This window comes from Pseudomonas violetae, from assembly GCF_023072615.1.
Taxonomy (GTDB): Bacteria; Pseudomonadota; Gammaproteobacteria; order Pseudomonadales; family Pseudomonadaceae; genus Aquipseudomonas; species Aquipseudomonas violetae.
Map to the genome: position 1 here is coordinate 253,966 of NZ_JAKNRW010000001.1, position 22,172 is coordinate 276,137.

The following is a 22,172-nucleotide window of genomic DNA, read 5'->3' on the forward strand; positions in this document are numbered from 1 at the left end:
GTAAAGAAAATGAGTCAAACAGAAGTTTCAAAAAAACCGTTCTGGGGCGTAGCAATCGTGCTTTTGGTCCTCGCCCTAGGGGTGATCTTCTGGCGATTCGTATTGGTCGAAAGCCCGCTGCAATCGACCAACGATGCCTTCGTCAGTGCAGACTTCACCTTGGTAGCGCCCAAAGTATCCGGTTTTATTGACCAGGTACTTGTGGAAGATAACCAACAGGTCAAGGCTGGCGAAGTCCTCGCACGAATCGACCCCAAGGATTATCAAGCCGACCTGGCTGCTGCCAATGCCGCTATTGCGACCGCCCATGCCAACGAAGAAAATGCCAGTGCTGCACTCGTAAGGCAGCAGGCGTTGATCGCCCAAGCTAAAGCTGTAGTTGACGGTGACGTGTCCCAGGTCGAGTTCGCCCAGCACGAATTGGAGCGTTATCAGAACCTGGCCCGCCAAGGCGCAGGGACCTTACAGAACTTCCAGCAAGCCAAGAACCGCCTGCAAACGGCCAAGGCCCAAGAAGCCGAGCACCGGGCTGCCATTAATGCAGTGACCAAACAAATCGACGTGCTCGACGCTCAACACAACGCGACGCGGGCGGATGTAATGCGTGCTGAAGCCATGCAGCAGCGCGCCACGCTGAATCTTTCCAACACAACGCTGTTGGCGCCTTTTGACGGCGTTATCGGACGGCGCAGCTTGCGCGTAGGCGCCTATGTCAAACCGGGAGATCTGTTGATGGCCGTGGTCCCGGTCAGCCAGGCTTACATCATTGCCAATTTCCAGGAAAGCCAGTTGACTCATATCGTCCCCGGCCAGTCTGCAACCGTAACCGTAGATACCTTCCCCGGCGAGCAACTGAAAGGCACCGTGCAAAGTATCGCCCCGGCCACAGGCGTCACCTTCGCCGCGGTTGCTCCGGACAATGCCACTGGCAACTTCACAAAAGTCGTGCAACGTATTCCTGTGAAGATTGTCCTCGATGCCAACCAGAGCACGACAGAGCAACTTCGTGTCGGCATGTCGGTAGAAGCCAGCGTGAACACCGAGGCCCCTAACGCGAAGGTGGGCACTCGATGAAACGCTCACTCATCGCAGCGTTGGTTGGTGCGTGTAGCACCTTCGGCCTGACGGGATGCACCTTGGGACCTGATTTCAAGGTCCCTGCCAATCCGCTTTCGGCACATTGGGCGCAACCTACGATCGCCGCACCGACGACAACACCCTACAGCCAGACCAACGCCGGCGCAGTGGAAACTCAGTGGTGGAACACCTTCGGTGACCCGCTGATGTCGTCTCTGCTCCGCCGAGCGCAGGCGAACAATCTGGACTTGGGCATTGCGGCTCAACACGTCGAACAGAGCATGGCCGCCAGAAAGACTGTCGCAGCCGACAAGCTGCCGAGCGTTGGGGCCCATGCAGATTACAGCCGCGCACGAAGCTCCTCGCGTGGGCTTGCCGACATTTCCGGTTTGAATGGCAAGCGCAATTACAACCTTTGGGACACCGGATTTAACCTGAACTGGGAAGCCGATTTGTGGGGCCGCGTTCGCCGTTCAGTAGAAATGGCGGACGCCAATATTCAAGTGACCGAGGAAGACCAACGCAACGCGCTGATATCGATCATGGGCCAGACCGCACATGACTATATCCAGCTGCGCAGCACACAGAACATTCTGAAGGTGACGCGACAAAACCAGGAGATTGCCCAGCACAGCCTGAGCCTCACGCAGATGCGCCTGAACCAGGGCGTGGCAACGGATCTTGAGGTGTCCGAGGCCACTGCACTGGTGGCCTCGATCGACGCGCGCATCCCTCCGCTTGAACAGCAGCAAAGCATTCTGATCAATGCCTTGAGTTTTCTGGTGGGCCGTGAACCCGGCGCGCTGACGATCGAGCTAAGTACAGTGAAAGACATTCCGGCGGGGCCGGCAGATGTACCTGTCGGCCTGCCCAGCGAACTGGCTCAACGTCGACCTGACATCCGTCGCGCAGAGGCTGACCTCCATGCCGCAACAGCCGCAATCGGAGTCGCTAAAGCGGACTTCTATCCACGCATTACCTTGTCGGGCACCGTCGGCTTTCAAGCTACCCAACTGTCGCATCTGGGTAGCTGGGCCACACACAATTTCGCTTTTGGCCCAGCGTTGAGCTTGCCGCTCTTTGAGGGCGGTCGACCGCAAGGTGTGCTTGAACTGCGAGAAAGTCGACAGAAGGAAGCGGGCATTACCTACCAGCGAACGGTACTGGCCGCCTGGCATGAAGTGGACAACGCGCTCAGTGGCTACCACGCGAACCAGCGTCGCCATGAAAGCCTGGAACGCGCCGTTACTGCCAGCCAAAAAGCTCTGGTCAGCGCACAGCAGCAATACGTAGCAGGCTCGGTCAACTTCCTTAATGTATTGACGGTGCAAAACGCCTTACTCGCTAACCAGGCGGCGCTGGTGCAAAGCACCGCCGATGTCTCCTTGACACTGGTAAGCCTTTACCAGGCCCTGGGTGGTGGCTGGGAAAGCCCCCCCACTCTGGCAGCAGTTTCTAACAATCCATAACAACTTACAGTCCACCGAGGTCGGCAACGGCCTTCGGTGGACACCCCCCTCTCTCGGAGGTCTGCCATGTACACCGTGAAAATCTGGATTCCGTTGACCTTAGCACTGCTGGCGGGATGCAGTTTTCCTACTGCGCCCGAAGTGCGCCCCCCCCCCGGATCCGTAAATCGTCATGGTGCTACGTCCACGCTGACGTTCAACCGCACGAGCACGTTCGGTGTGGTCTACAGCCCCCAGACCCTGAAGGATCTCGACTACCTAAATAGATATCACGACCATGCGCTGCATAGTCTTGAGGGCCGCTGGCTAGTAAGCCCCATACGGCAAGCATATATAGAAAGTTCGCCTCCAAACGTGGCCATCGACAGGGTAAAACAGGCCTTGGATACGGTCCTGCCCAACGTCACTTTCTATAGCAGCACAGCCGCAATGACTAAGGCTAAACCGGACTTTATCGTCGTCGTTTATACCCATCACGTGCTCGTGACGCCGCGCAGCTCGGATATAGAGGCGACCTTTAGCGCCGAGTTCTTCAGCCCGAACTTCGGTTATCTCGGTTGCGCCGAGGGTCACCGCGCGGCGCACATGCCAGCCCTGTGGACGCACACCCAGCGAACACCCGAAATCGTCGCGCAGCTCGATAGCCAGCGAGCGCTACAAGCCAGCGCACTGAGTGACTTTGAAAACTCACTCACAAAAATGGTCGGCAACCAGACCACCGCCAGGGAATAGCCAATGAACCGAAGAGAGTTACGCAAGGTCGATCTTGCCCTGCTTGTTTGTTTTGAATCGATGATGCTGGACCGCAACGTAACGCGGGTGGCGAAAAAGTTTTGCGTTGGTCAGTCCACCATCAGCAGTTCCCTGAACCGATTACGCTCCATTTTCAATGACCCTCTTTTCATTCGCGTAGGTCATGCCATGGAGCCTACCGCCAGGGCTTATGAACTCGCGAAATTTCTGACGCCTGGTCTGGACGCAATGTCTAAGGCCCTACGGCTGGCGGAAGCTTTCCAACCGCAGACCAGTGACCGGGTTTTCCGTCTGGGGTTAACCGACGATGTGGAGTTCAGTTTGTTGCCAAGGCTGATCAAACAACTACGTGCAGAGGCACCGGAAGTGACCCTGATCATCCAGCATGCCGATTATCGTCGACTCCCGGCTCAGCTCATCAGCGGCGATATCTCGATTGGCGTCTGTCAAACCCGTGAGCTGCCAGCCAACGCAAAGCGCAAGACATTACGGCACTTTCAGTATCGAGTGCTGTGCGACCAACACGACGCGACAGCGCTGGATCTCGACGAGTACTGCGCGCGACCGCACGTGGTGGTTTCCCAATCGGCCAATACCGTGAGCTACCTCGACAAGTTCCTTGCCGAGCAAGGCCGTAAGCGACAAGTCGTACTCTCGGTTCCACGTTACAGCTCGTTACCCGCCATTATCGAAAACAGCAATCTCATTGCCACTATTCCTGACTTTGCTGCAGAGTCGATCACCCAAGTGTTTGCGCTCAAACATAAGCCACCGCCCTTTATGATTCCTGGTGGCTCTCTCTCACTCTCATGGCTGAGTAACAACGATAACGATGCTGGCGAGCAGTGGCTGCGAGAAAGAGTCGTCAGCCACATGGAGGAGGCGAGTGCCGAGACAGCGATTAAAGCCACCCCAACCCTTTACCTCCCATTGCCTGCAGGACGAGTCAACTCACATGTTCAATAGAATTCTAGTAGCGATAAACGGTACCGCTCAGTGTGACAAGGTATTGCAACTAGCGATGAAGGTTGCTCAGTCAGGCTCGCGAATTCATGTAGTCTGCGTAATTTCCGCTGAGTACTGTGCCCCGGACGTGGCTTCACAGGATGCGTCACCAGCGGCCCGCAGTGAACAACTGCGGGCTGAGGACATCATCGCGAACGCTCGCTATTTGCTCACAACACAGAGCATCGAGAACATCACGACAGTGATTGAGGGCGTTCCCGAGCAGGCAATCGCCGCCCATGCGCGCGATCTCGACTGTGACTTGATCGTGATGGGGCATCACCATCTGTCGACCTTCGAACGAGTGACTGGCAACTCGGTCGCCTATAGCGTATTGGAGAGTTCGCCCTGCCCTATCCTGATCGAAGTCGGCTGAGTTACCTCATGGACACCGAACACTAGCGCTTATCAAACGGCACCCAACCTTTGGATTTGCAGTCCAGTTCAGACTCTACAATCTGCACAACGACATGCGCAGGCTCGATTTCAAAACTATCGCTGACAGCTTGGGTAATCGCTTTGAGCAACTTTTTCTTCTACTCGCTGAAACGCCCTGCTACGGCGTAAAAAATCACTTCAGGCATCGGCCACCTCCAGTCTAGACGCTGAGCTATTAGTAAAGCTCTTGGCGAAGTGCGCGGCAGTACGGCCCGACGTCGAGCCGCGTTGGGTCGTCCAACAAATTGCACGAATGTGGGCCACTTCATCGCGTGATTCCGGCACATGGTAGGCAGCCAACCATTGATTGACGACCACCCGCTACTCATCCGAAGAGAAAGCATAGAACGAAATCCACAGACCAAAGTGCTTGGCAAGGGAGACGTTCTCTTCCACCTCCTCGCCGGGGCTCAACGAGCCGTTATCGCCACGCATCATCTGTAAATTATCCGAGACTTTCGCGGCCATCAGGTGACGTCGACTGGAAGTGGCGTAGATCAGCACATTGGCACTTTGCGTTGCAATGGTACCGTGCAAGGTAATCTTCAGACGCCTATGGCCAGCATCCCCTCCTCGAACGACAAGTCACCTCACACAATGATGAAGTTCTCCGGTCAGTTCGCCAGCAGTTCGATGATTTGATGGGGCGACCCAATGAACGCCGGATACACAGGCATACTCAAGACTGAACTACTATAAAATCTCACTCGGTTGAGCGTTTGACGACAGATGGATTTCGACTACCAAAATATGGATAAATCTACCAGTACTGCCCCATGTCAGGTTCCAAGAGGCCCCCAACCTGCACCTCAAAGCATTGCCGTTGAGTTTGAAGATGGTCATTGGGTAGCCAATCACCAACACGACAGCGCCCAACTCCTTTATGCAGTACAGGGCTTCCTTGTGATCGGGATGGCCTCTGGGCGGTGGGTGCTTCCAATCAATCGTGCCTTATGGATACCGCCAAATACCGAGCACTGGACGCGCATGGTAGGCGACGTGCAGATGCGCAGCCTTTACCTGGAACCGGGACAGGCGCTGCACATGCCGCATGAGTGCTGCGTGGTCGAAGTTTCTGCGCTGTTGAAGGAGCTCATCCTTGCGGCAGTCAGGATCCGAGAGCCGTTTGCTCAAAACAGTCGAAATGGTCGCCTGATGGGGTTACTGCTAGATGAATTAACGCAAAAGCCCCTGCAATCCATGCACTTGCCGACGCCGAGCAACCCGCGACTGGCGAGAATCTGCCGAAGGCTGATCGATGCCCCGGATCTTGACCTGAATGAGTGCGTCTCTGAGGTTGGCGTCAATCCCAAAACAATACGGCGCTGGTTTGTCGATTATCTGGGCATGAGCTTTGGCAAATGGCGCCGTCAAGTCAGAGTTCTATTGGCACTGGAGCAACTGGCGACAGGTAAGAGCGTTCTCGATGTTGCACTGGCAACTGGATACTCGAATCACAGCGCATTCAGTGCAATGTTTCGCAGTGCGCTGGGGGGCTCGCCGAGTGAGTTCCTCGATCAACGTCGCGATAAGATTACGCGGTCCTGAGTGACGGTAATAATATCGCAGCAGCTTAGCAGAGATGACCGGAAGGCCTTGAAACTAACGTCGAATTAGCTATGCTGCGGCGATGAAACCACCTGATCTCAACCTCCTTGTAGCACTGCATGTTTTGATCGAAGAAGGCTCTGTTGCTGGAGCCGCACGCAGAATGCATCTGAGTCCCCCGGCGATGAGTCGGACGTTGGCACGAGTCCGGCTGGCGATGGACGACCCCATACTGGTACGTTCACAACGGGGAATGATACCGACACCCAAGGCATTGCTCATCCGCGAGCAAGTCCGCGGAATCGTTGAGTTGGCGCAAGGCTTCCTTGTCCAGACACAAGGTTTTGATCTGAGCACGGCCAGCAGAACTTTCAGCATCAGGGCCAACGATCTCTTCGTGGGTGCTTATGGCGTCAAGCTTGCCGCAATTCTCAAAGACCACTCTCCCAATTCGGTGCTGCGATTTGTTCCAGAGAGCGATCTGGATATCGACCCACTCAATGCTGGCAGCATCGATCTGGCGATTAGCTCATCAAGAACGTTTGGTGCCGATATTAAAGTTCAGAACCTGTTCAGTTGCTCTTTTGTGGGCATTGCACGAGTGGACCACCCGATTTTCAATGACGAGATCACTCCCGAGCGCTTCGTTGCATACGACCACATCAGCGTATCGCGACGAGGTCGTACCGAAGGCCCGATTGATACCGCACTGACCGAGCTGTCCCTCAAGCGCCGGGTAACCTACATCACGCCTACCTTTCATTCAGCATTGTTCGCTATCAGCGACTCGGACCTGGTGCTGCCAGTGATGCCCGTTGCCATGCTCAAAAGCACAGAACACCTAGGACTAAGGTTAAGATCTTTCACTTTGCCTATCCCAATTTTGGATCTGATGATTGTTCAGGCTTGGCATCCTCGCCTAGAGCATGATGAGGCGCATCGCTGGCTCAGACGTACGTTAAAGGAGTTGACCTCTGACTGACGCCAACCAACAAGCGTAATCTGGTACTTCAGTGGGTAAACGCGACGAACTTCCTGATCGCAGACAAAAAAAAGCCACCTGGCTGGGGTCCAGGTGGCAAAGAGACCTTACCAAAGGGTCGAAGATGGAACCTATCAGGGGTTCCAGTGCGCTGGGAGCTTGACAGGCCACACTGCTCTTCGAAAGCAAATCTACCATTCGTTAACGTCGCACGATCATTCAATCCGTCAATAGTTATTACCAAAGCGCTCGTACACCGAAACTTTTCAGACATGTTAAAAGAGGCTAAGAGTACGCAATTGTCATCACTGTGCTCACTCACAAAATCTACATGAATTTAACCCGCGACACGACCTTGCTGATACTCACGTGGCGTGCAGCCGAACTCACGCTTAAACACCGTGTGCAGGTATTGCGCCGACTTAAAGCCGCAGTCATGAGCAATCTCGGCAATCCCGGCCGAGGTGTTTTCCAACCCCGCAGCTGCTGCGGCCAGTTTAAAACGCAGCACTTCATCATGAACGCTGCGCCCCAACTTTCGACGAAAATGCGACTCAAGAGATGACCGCGATACACCCACATAATTCGCCACCTGCTCGGTCTTGATGCCCTGACAAGCGTATTGCCGAATAAAGTGCAGCGCCTGCATGACATAGGGGTCATCGAGGGGTTGGTGCAAGCTGGAAGCCTGCACATTGATCCCTTCCGGCGGCACCAGAATCTGCGTGCCGATCGATGGCATTCCATGCAGCATCTGGTGCAGCAAACGTGCGGCGGTACGCCCCATGCTGTCGGCCCCCTGAATCACCGAGCTGAGCGGCACCCGGGTCAGGCTGCGGGTCAGCGGGTCGTTATCGATACCAATCAACGCCACTTGTTCCGGTACTGCGATCCCCGCCGTCATGCAGGCTTGCAACAGTTGCCGGGCCCGCGCGTCATTGACCGCTATGATGCCAATGGGTTTAGGCAGGCTGTGCAACCAGGCGATCAGCTGCGCGACGGCGCTGTCCCAGAGCGGTGCGCTGGTCTCCAGGCCACGATAGATGTCGGCCGGTAAGCCATCTCGCTGCAGCAGTCGGCGGAAAGCACTTTCCCGCTCCTGGGCCCAGCGATTTGCCTGTGCTTCTGGCAGGCTGAAGCAGGCAAAACGGGTCAATCCCGCTTCGATCAGGTGTTTGTAGGCCAACTGGATCAAAGCGAAATTATCGGTGGACACATAAGGAATGTTCCGCGGGTAGGCGCGCTCATCCTCATAGGATCCACCCACCGCCACCACTGGCAGCTTGATCCCCGCCAGCGCCTGACCAATGACCGGGTCGTCGAAGTCGGCAATGATGCCGTCGCCCTGCCAGCGCTCGATGCCCTTCAGCCGGCAGAGAAAGTCCTCCTCGAGAAACAAGTCCCAGGACGCCCGGGTGCTGCTCAGGTAATTGCCGATCCCGCTGATGATGCCGCGGTCGTAGATCTTGTTCCCATTGAACAGCAGGGCTATGCGGTGGCTGCGGGGGACTGTTTTCATTGTTTTTCTCCGGACCGGTCGGCACAGACTAGGCGTGAGGTGGCGGAATCTCAATACTCAAAATCGCACCAGCACTTGGTGATTTTCGCAATCCGCCAGTGTCGGCGCGGCGTTAGTATCGAAACCAATCGATGACGCTCTCAAAACAACAATAAAAGGACACAGCATTATGAAGAACCTGAAAACCGCCCTGCTCGCCAGCGTCCTGGTCATGATCGGTAACTCGGCTATTGCTGACGCGAAACACCCGAAAATCGGCTTCTCGATCGACGATCTGCGCCTTGAACGCTGGTCACGCGACCGGGACTACTTCACCGCCGCAGCCGAGCAATTGGGCGCCAAGGTTTACGTGCAGTCAGCCGACGCCAACGAGCAGCGGCAGATTTCTCAGATCGAAAACCTGATCTCGCGCGGCGTCGACGTGATTGTCATCGTGCCGTTGAACGCCACAGTGCTGAACAACGCGGTCGCCGAAGCCAAGAAAGCCGGGGTCAAGGTAGTGTCCTATGACCGTCTGATCCTCAATGCCGACATCGACGCCTATATTTCCTTTGATAACAAGAAGGTCGGCGAAATGCAGGCTGAAGGCGTGGTTAAGGTGCAACCCAAGGGCAATTACTTCTTGCTGGGCGGTGCGCCGACCGACAACAACGCCAAGATCTTGCGCGAAGGCCAGATGGAGGTGCTTCAACCCTTGATCGACAAAGGCGACATCAAGGTGGTGGGTCAGCAGTGGGTGAAAGAGTGGAATCCGACCGAGGCGCTGAGCATTGTCGAGAACGCCTTGACCGCCAATGACAACAAAATTGACGGTATCGTCGCGTCCAACGACGCCACCGCAGGGGGTGCGATCCAGGCTCTCTCTGCCCAGAAACTGGACGGCAAGGTACCGATCTCCGGTCAGGATGCCGACCTTGCGGCGATCAAACGGGTGGTCGCTGGCACCCAGACCATGACCGTCTACAAACCACTGAAACTGTTGGCCTCGGAGGCCGCCAAACTGTCTGTACAGTTGGCGCGCGACGAGACGCCTGCATACAACTCGAAATACGACAACGGCGCAAAAAAGGTCGACAGCATCCTTCTCAAACCAACGCCGTTGACCAAAGACAACATCAACGTGCTGGAGGAAGACGGGTTCTATACGAAAGCACAGATTGCCGGGCAGTAGTCGCCTGGTTTTCGATGCTTGCCTGGCAAATATTGGGTGACTGACAGTCAGTCGTCGCTGGCAAGCGTCAGTCGAGGGGATTTTCAATCTTTGCTTTCGTTCGAGAGTTTTCAATGTCTGATTATTTGCTGGAAATGAAAGGAATCGTCAAAGCCTTCGGTGGGGTTCGTGCGCTGAATGGCATCGACATCAAGGTCAAATCGGGCGAGTGTGTGGGTTTGTGCGGAGAGAACGGCGCCGGAAAATCGACCCTGATGAAGGTATTGTCCGCGGTCTATCCCTGCGACACCTGGGAGGGCGAAATTCTTTGGCAAGGCCAGCCACTCAAGGCCTATTCGATCAGAGAAACCGAAGCCGCCGGTATCGTCATCATTCATCAGGAGCTGACCCTCGTCCCGGATCTTTCTGTCGCCGAAAACATCTTCATGGGTCACGAATTGACACTGCCAGGTGGACGCATGAACTACCCGGCGATGATCCATCGTGCCGAAGCACTGATGCGTGAGCTGAAGGTTCCGGACATGAACGTCTCCCTTCCCGTGTCGCAGTACGGTGGCGGTTATCAGCAGTTGGTGGAAATCGCCAAGGCACTGAACAAAAAGACGCGACTGCTGATCCTCGACGAGCCCTCCTCGGCGTTGACCCGCTCGGAAATTGAGGTGTTGCTGGACATCATTCGCAACCTAAAGACCAAGGGTGTTGCCTGCGTCTACATCTCGCACAAGCTCGACGAAGTGGCGGCGGTCTGCGACACCATCTCGGTAATCCGCGACGGCAAACACATCGCTACCACCGCCATGGCCGATATGGACATCGCGCAGATCATCACTCAGATGGTTGGCCGCGAAATGAGCAACCTTTACCCCAGCGAACCGCGCGAGATAGGCAAAGTGCTGTTCGAAGCGCGCCACATCACCTGCTACGACGTCGACAACCCCAACCGCAAGCGCGTGGACGACATTTCTTTTGTATTGAAGCGCGGCGAAATCCTCGGCATCGCAGGACTGGTGGGCGCAGGGCGCACAGAGCTGGTGTCGGCGCTGTTCGGCTCCTATCCCGGTCGTTATGAAGGCGAAGTCTGGCTGGACGGCAAACTCATCGACACCCGCACCCCACTTAAATCTATCCGAGCCGGTTTGTGCATGGTTCCGGAAGATCGCAAACGTCAGGGCATCATCCCGGACCTTGGGGTCGGACAGAACATAACCCTTGCGGTACTCGATAGTTTTTCACGTATGAGCCGCATCGATGCAGAAGCCGAGCTCGGCAGCATCCAGCAGGAAATCGCGCGGATGCAGCTGAAAACCGCAACACCCTTTTTGCCGATCACCAGCCTCTCCGGCGGGAACCAGCAGAAGGCCGTGCTGGCAAAGATGCTACTGACCAAGCCCCGGGTGTTGATTCTTGATGAGCCCACTCGCGGCGTCGATGTCGGCGCCAAATATGAAATCTACAAATTGATGGGTGCGCTGGCGGCCGAAGGCGTATCGATCATCATGGTGTCATCGGAACTGGCCGAAGTGCTGGGCGTTTCCGACCGTGTGCTGGTGATTGGTGAAGGCCATCTGCGCGGTGACTTTATCAACCACCAATTGACCCAGGAGCAAGTGCTCGCTGCGGCGCTCAGCCAGCTTAATGGGCATGACATCAATGATCGGAAATCTGCGTAAATGAATCAGGTTAAACAGCTGTTCACCCGCTACAAAATGCTCGCCTTGCTGATTGCCGTGATGATTATCTGGCTGTTTTTCAGTTGGCAAACGGAAGGTGGCTTCCTGACCCCGCGCAACCTGTCGAACCTCTTGCGGCAGATGTCGATCACCGGGATTCTCGCCTGCGGCATGGTGCTGGTGATCATCAGTGGCGAAATCGACCTGTCGGTGGGTTCGATGCTCGGCCTGCTGGGCGGGATCGCGGCGATTCTCGATGTGGTTTATCACGTGCCGCTGCCGCTCAACCTTGCAATCGTCGCCCTCTGCGGTTTGTTGATCGGCCTGGGCAACGGCTACATGACCGCCTACCTGCGCGTCCCCTCCTTCATCGTCGGCCTGGGCGGTATGCTGGCGTTTCGCGGGGTGCTGCTGGGCATTACCGGCGGCACTACCATTGCCCCGGTTTCGCCTGATCTGGTCTACATAGGCCAGGGTTACCTGCCACAAATGGCGGGGGTAGTGCTCGGCGTCCTGCTTTTTGGCCTGACCCTGTTCCTTACCTGGCGTCAGCGCCTCAACCGCGCCCTGCATGGTTTGTCCATGCACTCGCTACTGCGTGACAGCGTGCGTGTGATACTGATCGGCGTAGTGTTGGCCGGGTTCGTCTACACCCTCAACAGCTATGATGGTATTCCGGTGCCAGTGCTACTCTTGCTAGTTCTGCTGGGAATGTTCAGTTACGTCACTAACCAGACCGTGTTCGGCCGCCGTATCTATTCGGTGGGTAGCAACATGGAGGCCACGCGCCTGTCCGGCATCAATGTGCAGGCGGTCAAGCTGTGGATCTTCGGCATTATGGGTGTTATGTGCGCCCTCGCCGGTCTGGTCAACACCGCTCGCCTCGCCGCCGGCTCACCCTCCGCTGGCAACATGAGCGAACTGGATGCCATCGCGGCATGCTTCATAGGTGGGACGTCCATGCGCGGTGGCTCGGGCACCGTATATGGTGCGCTGATGGGAGCACTGGTGATTAGCAGCCTGGATAACGGGATGTCGATGCTGGATGTCGACAGCTACTGGCAGATGATCGTCAAGGGCAGCATTTTGGTGCTAGCGGTTTGGGTGGATGTCAGTACGCGAGCAGGACGGCGCTAACGGCTCCCACTTCTGTGGTCATCCCTATTTGTGCAGTACTGTTCACGCAGGTGCACAACCGCTGGATCACCGGTCGGCTGTCATGGGCTTTGTTTTCATCTATGCTTTTTCCCAGACGGAAGTCACGTTGAAGCAGTCAGGATCAAACAAGTAGTGCGCGGGCATCTCTGCAAACCGGGCATTGACCGTCCGTAACTTCGCCTTATTGGCCTTGCCGGTCGGCGTCTTCATTTTGTCGTAGCTACCGCGGCATCACACCCAGCGCTCCAAACCACAGGGCATGAGCATCGAACAACAGCTCATGGCCTTGGCTGGGGTACGCACAGCTTCATGCAGGAAATCTGAATGCGTCGAAATAGGCCGTCGATCAGCAGGCCGTCGTCACTTCAGCCGAACGGAATGACCTCACAGAGTGCGAACGCCAATGGCACTCGCGATACTGGAAAGCCTAGTCGCCTCCCAGTCACCTGAGTGGCCAGCACAGCCAAGCTGGTTGCGCTTGCACGCGATTCGCCATCCCTGGCGTACATCGAGTAGGAGGCGGGCTTACATCCGCCGCCCTCTCACCGTACCTACGGTTCCGTATACGGCGGTTCAGGTCATGCGGCTAAGCCGGTTTATCGTGTCCCGTATCGATATCATCCCGAGCCGAGCCCACAGCTTTTTCGGCAGCGCCTGATTCATATGCGAAGCTCCCGAACGCCACCATGGGCCTCGGTCATTGACCGCCGATTTCCATGTCCGCGCCTCATCGAGCCCCAAACGTATCAAGTCGCACGCCCTCGTAGAGGCTCGCTTCCATTGACGCCAGATGACACAACGAAACTTGTGACGTACCCAGCCGTCCAGTTCATCAAGTAGCCGTTTGCTCTGACTCAGTTTGAGGTAGCCAGCGAGGCCACCACAGCCAAACTGGTTGTGCTTCGCGCAAAGCGCCCTGCCTGGCGCACCAAAAAAAGCGGACAGCCATGGCTGTCCGCAAATGCGCACATAGAAAGGAGTTTATGGCACCGGTGTTAGAACACCGACTGAATTTTCAGGCCGGCGACCAGCGCGTTGTCGACTTCATCAAAACCGCCTGGGTGAGTGATGTATTGCAGGTTAGGACGCACAGTCAGCCAGTTGGTAACGTGGAAACCGTAGTTGATCTCATAGTTGTACTCGGTGCTACGCAGGGGCGCGAACAGCGGATCTTCGTAGTCGCTGACACCATTGGAGGAGTTGATCAGCTCAGCGTTTTTCTTCACGTCATCATTGACATGGATACGGGCAAAACCGATCCCCAGGTCATCTTTTGGACGTGCATCGAACGGGCCTTTGTAAACAAACATCAGCGACTGGTAGTTGTCGACGACGTTGGTGTCCTTGTCGTGGAAAGTGGCGTTGGCGGCAATGTTCAGACCGCGGGACGCGTCACCGTTGTGGCTCGTGAGTTGTTGCTGCGCCACGAACCAGTAGCCGTGCTTGCTATCGTGGCTGCGATAGGCGTTACCGCTGGTGGCCGCATCATTGCCGTTGTTATCTTTCGACACGTCATTGGCATCGGCCGTGCTTTTGTAATAACCGACACGGTATTCGCCCGGCAGGTTGTTAGGTTTAGGCAACCAGACCAACTCGACCGGCAAGACGGTGCCCGCCGTACCACTGCCACTGAGCTTAAAGCCGTTACCGTGCTCCAGTTGCGACGGGTTCTGGTTGTACGCGCCGATCTGTGCATACCACTCAGGCGAGATGTTGTACTTCACGCGGATGGCGGCCTGGCTGATCGGCCAGTTGTACCAGATGTTGGTGGCCCAGTTACCCGCCTGAGAACCACAGAACGCCAGGTTCTGGAACTCGCAAGGGAAGGTGTTGAAATCCTCGCCTTCGCCGAAGTAACCGGCTTTGACGTCCAGTTTTCCGTCGAGGAACTGGTGCTTGATCCACAACTGGGTCAGGCGGACCATATGGCCACGGCCGTAGACTTCCTGGGACGAACTCAAGGTGCCGGCACGCGGGTCACCCACACGGTCATTGGAAATGCTCTGACCATTACGGTTGGTGAGCTGGACCTTGGCCTGGGTGTTATCCCAGCCCCACAGTTTTTGCAGGTCCAGTGCCACGCCGAGACCAAACTGATCGGCGTAACGCGCAGTCTTGTCGTTGTTGTAGCCGCCGTGGAGGTTGCCACCCACTTCACCGACGTAGTCCATCTTGATGTCGATACCCTGCTCGATCAGCTTGGTCCGCTCGCCACCCCAATCACCGGTCATCCATTCAGAATCGGCGCTGAACGCATCAGCCGCGTGCACGCTACTGGCCAGCATCATTGCCGCAATGGCTGACAACTGACAGATAAGCTGACCGTTATTGTTCTTCTTCATCCCTACATCCTCATTTTATTTTTATATGTGTGCTAGTACGTGGTCTTCTTTTACATCGTGTTGCCGGCTGATCAACTAATATGTAAGACCGACCAACCCGCAGCGCTTTAAGCCGCCTCAGAGGCCGCTATTAATCTTTGTCACGTTGCCATTTCACTCAGCGGATCAAGGCTTTCCAATACGGCGTATCGATCTGAAAACCATGGGGAACTCGCGGCTTTTCGGTTAACGCCGCTGAGGCCTTGATCATCAATTAGGATCGCCCCCGCCGGGGCTCAAAAAGATGCGAGAGATGGGTTAAGTACCCTCTGCGGCTCGCGACCAAATAATGCCCAAGCGCTTGCGGGTGTAACCGGCCCCCCCTCCCCCATCACGAGCAGACTGCAACAAATATCAGTAATTGACAATGAAAATGTTATCGGTAACATTGCCGCGGCGAACTACATCCTCTGAGCTGTGTCGCCCCACTACAACAATTACAAACCGGCCAGAAAAATGGTCGCGGGAGATATCCATGAGCAGAGTCTCAACCTCCGGATACTTGGTCTTCATCACTATCGCGGCTGCATTCGGTGGCCTTCTGTTTGGTTACGACACCGCTGTGATTTCAGGTGCTGTTCAACCACTACGCAGCTTCTTCGTCGAGCCACTATTCCAGAATGCGGAACTGGCCCGTCACGTCGTCGGCGAGTTCAAGACCTCATTGCTGCTCGGCGCTACATTGATCTTCTGCCTCAGCCTGTACTATCTCATCCGACTCTATGGTCTTACTCGCGGCCTGATCGCGGGAGGCCTGGTGGCTTTTTTCGGTAGCTGGCTGATGTACGACCAAGTCATGTCACTGCCTGATCAGATCACCCCGAACCTGGCGAGCTCGCTCACCGGATTCACGATTTCCTCGGCTCTGTTGGGCTGCGTGATCGGCGGCTTCTGTGCCGGCTCGGTCAGTGAACGTCTCGGCCGGCGCAACGGATTGATGATGTCCGCAGTACTCTTCATCATCGCCAGCATCGGCTCGGCCCTCCCGGAAATCTGCAATCCGCTGCCCTTGCAGGACATCACCGTTTTCAACCTGTACCGCATTATCGGCGGCATCGGTGTTGGCATCGCATCGATGTTGTCGCCGATGTACCTGGCGGAAATCGCCCCCAGCCAGATCCGTGGCCGCCTGGTCTCGTGCAACCAGTTCTGCATCATCCTCGGCATGCTGGTGGTGTATTTCATCAACTACTTCATCGCCCACGGCGAGCCCCAGGAATGGTTGGTGCAGCAAGGCTGGCGCTGGATGCTCGGCTCCGAGGTGCTGCCCGCCCTGGTCTTCCTCCTGCTACTGATCCGTATTCCGGAAACCCCTCGTTATCTGGTGATGCGCGGTAAACACGAACAGGCCTCGCGCGTGCTGGAAGCGATCAACGGCAAGGACAAGGCGCCTGCCATCCTTCAGGAGATTCGGGCCTCGTTTGCAGAGAGCGCGGCCGACGCGCCGTGGATGTCCTTTGGTGGTCTGCTGATTGCCATTTCCCTGCTGCTGTCGATTTTCCAGCAGTTCGTCGGTATCAACGTGGTGCTGTATTACGCGCCGGAAATCTTCAAGAACATGGGCAGCCAGGGCGATGCCTCGCTGCAACTGACCATCATTGTCGGTGCGGTTAACCTGATCTTCACCATTGCGGCCATCGTGCTGGTCGACCGCGTCGGGCGTAAACCGCTGATGATCATCGGTGCGCTTGTGATGGGCATCAGCATGCTGGGACTGGGGACCTCGTTCTACATGCAAAACCTGGGGATGACCGCGATGCTCTTGATGCTGACCTATGTCGCGGCCTTCGCGATGTCCTGGGGACCGGTGGTCTGGGTCCTGCTCTCGGAAATTTTCCCGAACAGCATCCGTGGCGCCCTGTCCATCGCCGTCGCCGTACAATGGCTGGCCAACTTGCTGGTCTCCTGGAGCTTCCCGATCATGAACGACAACGCCTGGCTGAACGAGTTGTTCAACCATGGCTTCGTTTACTGGATGTATGGCGTCATGGGTCTACTGGCAGCCGGTTTCGTCTGGCGCTGGGTTCCGGAAACCAAAAACAAAACGCTGGAAGAAATGAGCGCCACCTGGAAAACCGGGTACGTCGTTGACGCCAAGCTGAGCGCCCACGTCGTCTGAACTTAGGCCCTGCGCTGCGGGGTTGCACTTTTTGTTTTTGAGGACTTATGCAATGATCCAGGCAAATGCCCAATACCCGAGCCTTTTCGACCGCACCGTGTTCATTACCGGGGGTGGCAGCGGCATAGGTGCAGCACTGACCCGCGCGTTTCACCTGCAAGGTGCTCGCGTGGCTTTCATCGATATTGCCGAGGAGGCAAGCCTTCAACTGGTCGCCGAACTCGAAGCGCAAACCGGCCGTACCCCGTGGTTCCGCCTCTGCGATATCCGCAACGTGCCGTCGCTTCAAGCTGCGATTCATGAAGCCGGCGAGGCGCTGGGACCGATCCGCGTGCTGGTCAACAATGCTGCCCGCGACGATCGCCACGACTGGCGCGAGGTTGATACCACCTATTGGGACAATGGGATGGCGATCAACCTGCGGCCGCTATTCTTCGCTATCCAGGCGGCAGCACCGCAAATGATCACCGCGGGTGGCGGCTCCATTATTAACTTCGGCTCCATCAGCGTACAACTGGCGCTCGGCGGCCTGTCCAGTTACGTCTCCGCCAAGGCAGCGGTGCATGGCCTGACACGCAGCCTGGCACGCGACCTGGGTGCTGAAGGCATCCGCGTGAACACCGTAGTACCCGGATGCATCATGACAGAGCGGCAACTGGAGAAATGGATTACCCCCGCCGACGAGGCACGTATCCAGGAACACCAGTGCCTCAAGTTGCGCCTGTTACCCGAGCATGTGGCTCCGATCGTGATGTTCCTGGCATCTGACGACAGTGCCCAGCTGACGGCCCATGAATTCCCGGTGGACGGTGGCTGGGGTTGACCATGAGCGACCAACTGAAGATCGCCATTCCTCTGACCATGAGCCTGGGGGAGTGCCCGCTGTGGGATCACCGTCATGATCGGCTGCACTGGATCGACATCCATGCCGGACGGATCTACAGCTGGTCTCCTGGCGATAACGCCGAACCGCACTTCACCGAAGTGGGCGAACCCGTCGGCAGTCTGGCGCTCACTGCCGACGGTCTGCTCGCCGCCACCGCAAGTGGCCTCTGGAGACTCGACCGCAACGGCCATAACCGTCAGGTGGCCGCCAACCCGGAGTGGCTCGAAGGCACCGGCAATCGCTTTAACGATGGCCGCTGCGATGCCCAGGGACGTTTTTGGGTAGGCACCCTCGACCGCGACGAGACTGCGCCCAGTGCGGCGCTCTACTGCTGGAAAGGTGACAATCTTGACTGTCACCTTTCCGGACTGGCGATCTCCAACGGGCTGGCGTTCAGTCCGGACGGGGCCTGGTTGTACCACACCGACTCACCGCGCCGGCAAGTCTGGCGCTATCCCTTTGAAATGCAAAATGGCCGGCCGGGCCGGGGCGAGCCATGGATCGATCTCGATACCCTTGGCCTCCCAGGTGTTCCCGACGGGGCCGCGGTGGACAGTCTGGGACGCTATTGGTGTGCGCTCTACGGCGGTGCTCAAGTCGCCTGCTTCGACACCTCGGGACACCACCTGTTCAGCATCGACCTGCCCTGCCCCCACCCGACCATGCTGGCGTTCGGCGGCACTGACTTACGCACGCTGTATGTCACCACGGCACGCCAGCATCTGTCACCGGAGCAAATCGCCCACTGGCCGTACGCGGGCAGTCTGTTCGCCTGCCAGGTCGACGTACCGGGGCTGGCCGAACCTGTACTGAGCGACTGAAAGATTTTTTGCAGAACGCTTTGGCGGTCAAAAACGTTACCGGTACCAGTTCTATTTTTTTCAGGCCAGGTCTTCTCCCAATCCTTTGAAGATCCCCCTAATCCGGCGCCAGCGCCTGATCGAGAGAAACCATATGAACACAGTTAAACGCCCGCTACGCAGCCAACAATGGTTTGATGATCCCGATCATGCCGACATGACCGCCCTCTACGTTGAGCGTTTCATGAACTACGGCATGACGCGCAACGAGTTGCAGTCGGGCCGACCGATCATCGGCATCGCCCAGACCGGCAGCGACCTTGCACCCTGCAACCGTCATCACCTGGAACTGTCGCAACGGACCAAGGCCGGCATCCGTGATGCCGGCGGCATCCCCATGGAATTCCCGGTTCACCCGATGGCCGAACAGACTCGGCGCCCCACCGCCGCGCTGGATCGCAACCTGGCCTATCTGGGGCTCGTGGAAGTCCTGCATGGTTATCCACTGGATGGCGTGGTCTTGACCACCGGTTGTGACAAAACCACCCCCGCCTGCCTGATGGCCGCCGCCACCACGGACCTGCCCGCCATCGTGCTGTCCGGCGGACCGATGCTCGACGGTCACCACAAAGGCCAGTTGATCGGTTCCGGCACCGTGCTCTGGCACGCGCGCAATCTGCTGGCCAGCGGCGAAATAGACTATGAAGGCTTCATGGAAATGACCACGGCGGCCTCACCGTCGATTGGTCACTGCAACACCATGGGCACGGCGTTGTCGATGAATGCCCTCGCCGAAGCGCTGGGCATGTCCCTGCCCGGTTGCGCAAGTATTCCAGCGGCCTATCGTGAGCGCGGACAAATGGCCTATGCCACCGGTAAGCGCATCGTCGAAATGGTCCGAGAAGATATTCGTCCGTCACAGATCATGACCCGCGAAGCGTTCGAGAACGCGATTGCCGTGGCGTCGGCCCTGGGTGCATCGACCAATTGCCCACCGCACCTCATCGCCATCGCCCGTCACACCGGCATCGATCTGGGGCTGGAAGACTGGCAACGCATCGGCGAGGACGTGCCATTGCTGGTGAACTGCATGCCGGCCGGCAAATACCTCGGCGAAGGCTTCCACCGTGCGGGCGGTGTCCCCGCGGTCATGCACGAACTGCAGAAAGCTGGTCGACTGCATGAAAATTGCGGCACGGTCTCAGGCAAGACTATTGGCGAGATTGTCGGCAACGCGGCGGCCAGCAACACCGACGTGATCCATTCCTATGCAGACCCGTTGATTCAGCGAGCCGGGTTCATCGTCCTGAGCGGCAACTTCTTCGACAGCGCGATAATGAAAATGTCGGTGGTGGGCGAAGCCTTCCGCAAGACCTACCTGTCCGAACCCGGCGCCGAAAACAGCTTCGAAGCCAGGGCCATCGTTTTTGAAGGCCCAGAGGACTATCACGCTCGGATCAATGACCCATCCCTGGACATCGACGAGCGCTGCATCCTGGTGATTCGTGGCTGCGGCACCGTGGGTTATCCAGGCAGCGCCGAAGTGGTCAACATGGCACCACCGGCCGCACTGCTAAAACGGGGTATTGATTCGTTACCGTGCCTGGGAGACGGACGCCAAAGCGGCACATCAGCCAGTCCGTCGATCCTCAACATGTCGCCGGAAGCCGCCGTGGGCGGCGGGTTGGGGTTACTGAAAACCAATGATCGCCTTCGCGTTGACCTCAATACCCGCCGCGTCGATCTGCTGATCGATGACAATGAAATGGTGCGTCGCCAGTCCGAGCTGAAACCTTCATTCCCTGCATCGCAAACACCATGGCAAGAGCTTTACCGGCAACTGGTTGGCCAGCTCTCGACGGGGGGTTGCCTGGAGCCTGCCACGTTGCATTTGCGGGTAATCGCCCGGAGCGGCGATCCGCGTCACTCCCATTAACTCAGCCGCTGTCGCAAGAGGGTTTCGTAAATGTCCCAAACATCCACAGCAACTACTTTGGCGGATTTGAATGTCCTGGCTCAGGACCTATGCGAAGGCACATGGATCAGTCGTGTCTGGATCCCAGGTCATGCTGCAGGCCCCGCCGTCGTTTTGGTCCGCGACAGCCTGGTCTATGACATCAGCACTCGGGTGGCGACTGTTTCAGCGCTGCTTGAGCTTGATGATCCCGTCAGCTATTTGCGCAATTTACCTTTGGATCAGTCGCTGATCAGCGTTGATGATCTTCTGCGCAACAGCGACGCCGCCGTGCGCGACGAAACCCGACCGTGGCTGCTGGCGCCCATCGACCTGCAAGCCGTGAAGGCTGCCGGCGTTACTTTTGCCACGAGTATGCTGGAGCGAGTCGTCGAAGAACAAGCCAAGGGCGATCCCGCCAAGGCGAATAGCATTCGCGCCAGTCTGGTAGAGAGTATCGGAACTGACTTCGGACAAATTGTGCCCGGCTCCCCTCAGGCGATGGCCCTCAAGGAAGTGCTGATCGCTCAGGGAATGTGGTCACAGTACCTCGAAGTCGGGATTGGCCCCGACGCCGAAATATTCACCAAGGCTCAGCCCCTGTCGGCGGTGGGTTACGGCGCGGACATCGGCATTCACCCGAAATCCAGCTGGAACAATCCGGAACCCGAAGTGGTGCTGATCGTCTCCAGCCGCGGCAAAGTGCAGGGCGCCACCCTGGGCAATGACGTCAACCTGCGCGACTTCGAAGGCCGCAGCGCCCTGCTGCTGTCGAAAGCCAAAGACAACAATGCGTCGACTTCGCTGGGTCCATTCCTGCGGCTGTTCGATGAACGCTTCGACATTGACGATGTACGTTCCGCCGAGGTGGCTTTGCGGGTCGTCGGTCAGGACGGTTTCATCATGGATGGTAGCAGCTCGATGAACCAGATCAGCCGCGACCCGCTGGATCTGGTCGCTCAAACGCTTAACGAGAATCATCAGTACCCGGACGGCTTTGTCCTGTTTCTCGGCACCCTGTTCGCTCCCAAGCAAGACCGTGACCAACCGGGCGGAGGATTTACCCATAAGGAGGGTGACCTCGTTGCCATCAGCAGCGCCAAATTAGGCACGTTGGTCAATCGGGTGACGACCAGCGACCGCGCACCAGCATGGCAGATGGGCTATCGCTCTCTCATCGAAAACCTCCATGAACGTGGTCTGTTAGAGGCCGCCATTACACCCCGCTAATCCCTACTCGCT

Annotated in this window: 17 protein-coding genes and 3 pseudogenes; 15 read left to right on the forward strand and 5 right to left on the reverse strand. The window is 57.1% G+C overall.

Going from position 1 to position 22,172, the window contains the following annotated elements; translation table 11 throughout:
* Window positions 1-9: 9 nt before the first annotated feature.
* The 5 genes from L9059_RS01195 (at window position 10) to L9059_RS01215 (ending at window position 4,680) form a co-directional block, all read left to right on the forward strand.
* Complete coding sequence (locus L9059_RS01195; protein ID WP_247286123.1) at window positions 10-1,074, forward strand: HlyD family secretion protein; 1,065 nt, start codon at window positions 10-12, stop codon at window positions 1,072-1,074.
* Window positions 1,071-2,546: an efflux transporter outer membrane subunit gene (locus tag L9059_RS01200; protein ID WP_247286125.1), complete on the forward strand. Its 1,476-nt coding sequence runs from the start codon at window positions 1,071-1,073 to the stop codon at window positions 2,544-2,546. The genes L9059_RS01195 and L9059_RS01200 overlap by 4 nt, the downstream gene beginning before the upstream one ends.
* 66 nt (window positions 2,547-2,612) lie before the next feature.
* A complete protein-coding gene (locus tag L9059_RS01205; protein WP_247286134.1) occupies window positions 2,613-3,278 on the forward strand; it encodes an ATPase in 666 nt (221 codons plus the stop codon).
* 3 nt (window positions 3,279-3,281) lie between these two features.
* Window positions 3,282-4,265 carry a LysR family transcriptional regulator gene (locus L9059_RS01210; RefSeq protein WP_247286136.1) on the forward strand — a complete coding sequence of 328 codons (984 nt, stop codon included), beginning with the start codon at window positions 3,282-3,284 and terminating at the stop codon, window positions 4,263-4,265.
* Complete coding sequence (locus tag L9059_RS01215; RefSeq protein WP_247286138.1) at window positions 4,255-4,680, forward strand: universal stress protein; 426 nt, start codon at window positions 4,255-4,257, stop codon at window positions 4,678-4,680. The genes L9059_RS01210 and L9059_RS01215 overlap by 11 nt, the downstream gene beginning before the upstream one ends.
* Window positions 4,681-4,880: 200 nt before the next feature.
* Here the strand turns inward: L9059_RS01215 and L9059_RS01220 are convergent.
* Window positions 4,881-5,279, reverse strand: a pseudogene (locus L9059_RS01220) (DUF815 domain-containing protein).
* Window positions 5,280-5,471: 192 nt separating this feature from the next.
* Here L9059_RS01220 and L9059_RS01225 point away from each other — a divergent pair.
* Both L9059_RS01225 and L9059_RS01230 read left to right on the forward strand, forming a co-directional pair.
* Window positions 5,472-6,290, forward strand: a complete 819-nt coding sequence (locus tag L9059_RS01225) for an AraC family transcriptional regulator (RefSeq protein WP_247286147.1) — start codon at window positions 5,472-5,474, stop codon at window positions 6,288-6,290.
* An 82-nt stretch (window positions 6,291-6,372) separates the two neighbouring features.
* Window positions 6,373-7,272, forward strand: a complete 900-nt coding sequence (locus L9059_RS01230) for a LysR family transcriptional regulator (protein ID WP_247286149.1) — start codon at window positions 6,373-6,375, stop codon at window positions 7,270-7,272.
* Window positions 7,273-7,609: 337 nt separating this feature from the next.
* On the opposite strand, the gene L9059_RS01235 is transcribed toward L9059_RS01230, so the two are convergent.
* Complete coding sequence (locus L9059_RS01235; protein ID WP_247286152.1) at window positions 7,610-8,791, reverse strand: XylR family transcriptional regulator; 1,182 nt, start codon at window positions 8,789-8,791, stop codon at window positions 7,610-7,612.
* Window positions 8,792-8,960: 169 nt separating this feature from the next.
* On the opposite strand from L9059_RS01235, the gene xylF reads away from it, so the two are divergent.
* The 3 genes from xylF to L9059_RS01250 all read left to right on the forward strand — a co-directional run bounded on the left by xylF (window position 8,961) and on the right by L9059_RS01250 (window position 12,769).
* A complete protein-coding gene (xylF, locus tag L9059_RS01240; protein ID WP_247286163.1) occupies window positions 8,961-9,962 on the forward strand; it encodes a D-xylose ABC transporter substrate-binding protein in 1,002 nt (333 codons plus the stop codon).
* Between the two features lie 113 nt (window positions 9,963-10,075).
* Window positions 10,076-11,632 carry a D-xylose ABC transporter ATP-binding protein gene (gene xylG, locus L9059_RS01245; protein ID WP_247286171.1) on the forward strand — a complete coding sequence of 519 codons (1,557 nt, stop codon included), beginning with the start codon at window positions 10,076-10,078 and terminating at the stop codon, window positions 11,630-11,632.
* Entirely contained in the window at window positions 11,633-12,769 is a 1,137-nt protein-coding gene (locus L9059_RS01250; protein WP_247286173.1) for a sugar ABC transporter permease, read from the forward strand.
* A gap of 105 nt (window positions 12,770-12,874) precedes the next feature.
* On the opposite strand, the pseudogene L9059_RS01255 reads toward L9059_RS01250, so the two are convergent.
* From L9059_RS01255 to L9059_RS01265, 3 genes and pseudogenes are all read right to left on the reverse strand, one after another.
* Window positions 12,875-13,200 (reverse strand): annotated as a pseudogene (locus tag L9059_RS01255) (IS21 family transposase); the annotation flags it as partial.
* A 163-nt stretch (window positions 13,201-13,363) separates the two neighbouring features.
* Window positions 13,364-13,669: pseudogene (locus tag L9059_RS01260) on the reverse strand (group II intron maturase-specific domain-containing protein); the annotation flags it as partial.
* A gap of 116 nt (window positions 13,670-13,785) precedes the next feature.
* Window positions 13,786-15,132 carry a carbohydrate porin gene (locus tag L9059_RS01265; RefSeq protein ID WP_247286181.1) on the reverse strand — a complete coding sequence of 449 codons (1,347 nt, stop codon included), beginning with the start codon at window positions 15,130-15,132 and terminating at the stop codon, window positions 13,786-13,788.
* 514 nt (window positions 15,133-15,646) lie between these two features.
* On the opposite strand from L9059_RS01265, the gene xylE reads away from it, so the two are divergent.
* The 5 genes from xylE (at window position 15,647) to L9059_RS01290 (ending at window position 22,160) form a co-directional block, all read left to right on the forward strand.
* Window positions 15,647-17,290, forward strand: coding sequence for a D-xylose transporter XylE (gene xylE / locus L9059_RS01270; protein WP_247286191.1), 1,644 nt, complete (start codon window positions 15,647-15,649; stop codon window positions 17,288-17,290).
* A gap of 52 nt (window positions 17,291-17,342) precedes the next feature.
* Window positions 17,343-18,113 carry an SDR family NAD(P)-dependent oxidoreductase gene (locus L9059_RS01275; protein WP_247286193.1) on the forward strand — a complete coding sequence of 257 codons (771 nt, stop codon included), beginning with the start codon at window positions 17,343-17,345 and terminating at the stop codon, window positions 18,111-18,113.
* Window positions 18,114-18,115: 2 nt separating this feature from the next.
* Window positions 18,116-18,997, forward strand: coding sequence for an SMP-30/gluconolactonase/LRE family protein (locus tag L9059_RS01280; RefSeq protein WP_247286195.1), 882 nt, complete (start codon window positions 18,116-18,118; stop codon window positions 18,995-18,997).
* A 133-nt stretch (window positions 18,998-19,130) separates the two neighbouring features.
* Complete coding sequence (locus L9059_RS01285; protein WP_247286197.1) at window positions 19,131-20,912, forward strand: IlvD/Edd family dehydratase; 1,782 nt, start codon at window positions 19,131-19,133, stop codon at window positions 20,910-20,912.
* Between the two features lie 30 nt (window positions 20,913-20,942).
* Window positions 20,943-22,160, forward strand: coding sequence for a fumarylacetoacetate hydrolase family protein (locus tag L9059_RS01290; RefSeq protein ID WP_247286199.1), 1,218 nt, complete (start codon window positions 20,943-20,945; stop codon window positions 22,158-22,160).
* Window positions 22,161-22,172: the final 12 nt, after the last annotated feature.

Bases quoted from the DNA above. Each gene is read 5' to 3' on its own strand.
- L9059_RS01230 (WP_247286149.1), top strand. From the start codon at position 6,373: ATGAAACCACCTGATCTCAACCTCCTTGTAGCACTGCATGTTTTGATC.
- L9059_RS01215 (WP_247286138.1), top strand. From the start codon at position 4,255: ATGTTCAATAGAATTCTAGTAGCGATAAACGGTACCGCTCAGTGTGAC.
- L9059_RS01290 (WP_247286199.1), top strand. From the start codon at position 20,943: ATGTCCCAAACATCCACAGCAACTACTTTGGCGGATTTGAATGTCCTG.
- L9059_RS01225 (WP_247286147.1), top strand. From the start codon at position 5,472: ATGGATTTCGACTACCAAAATATGGATAAATCTACCAGTACTGCCCCA.
- L9059_RS01235 (WP_247286152.1), bottom strand. From the start codon at position 8,791: ATGAAAACAGTCCCCCGCAGCCACCGCATAGCCCTGCTGTTCAATGGG.
- L9059_RS01205 (WP_247286134.1), top strand. From the start codon at position 2,613: ATGTACACCGTGAAAATCTGGATTCCGTTGACCTTAGCACTGCTGGCG.
- L9059_RS01250 (WP_247286173.1), top strand. From the start codon at position 11,633: ATGAATCAGGTTAAACAGCTGTTCACCCGCTACAAAATGCTCGCCTTG.
- xylF (WP_247286163.1), top strand. From the start codon at position 8,961: ATGAAGAACCTGAAAACCGCCCTGCTCGCCAGCGTCCTGGTCATGATC.
- L9059_RS01210 (WP_247286136.1), top strand. From the start codon at position 3,282: ATGAACCGAAGAGAGTTACGCAAGGTCGATCTTGCCCTGCTTGTTTGT.
- L9059_RS01265 (WP_247286181.1), bottom strand. From the start codon at position 15,132: ATGAAGAAGAACAATAACGGTCAGCTTATCTGTCAGTTGTCAGCCATT.
- L9059_RS01195 (WP_247286123.1), top strand. From the start codon at position 10: ATGAGTCAAACAGAAGTTTCAAAAAAACCGTTCTGGGGCGTAGCAATC.
- L9059_RS01275 (WP_247286193.1), top strand. From the start codon at position 17,343: ATGATCCAGGCAAATGCCCAATACCCGAGCCTTTTCGACCGCACCGTG.
- L9059_RS01280 (WP_247286195.1), top strand. From the start codon at position 18,116: ATGAGCGACCAACTGAAGATCGCCATTCCTCTGACCATGAGCCTGGGG.
- xylE (WP_247286191.1), top strand. From the start codon at position 15,647: ATGAGCAGAGTCTCAACCTCCGGATACTTGGTCTTCATCACTATCGCG.
- L9059_RS01200 (WP_247286125.1), top strand. From the start codon at position 1,071: ATGAAACGCTCACTCATCGCAGCGTTGGTTGGTGCGTGTAGCACCTTC.
- L9059_RS01285 (WP_247286197.1), top strand. From the start codon at position 19,131: ATGAACACAGTTAAACGCCCGCTACGCAGCCAACAATGGTTTGATGAT.
- xylG (WP_247286171.1), top strand. From the start codon at position 10,076: ATGTCTGATTATTTGCTGGAAATGAAAGGAATCGTCAAAGCCTTCGGT.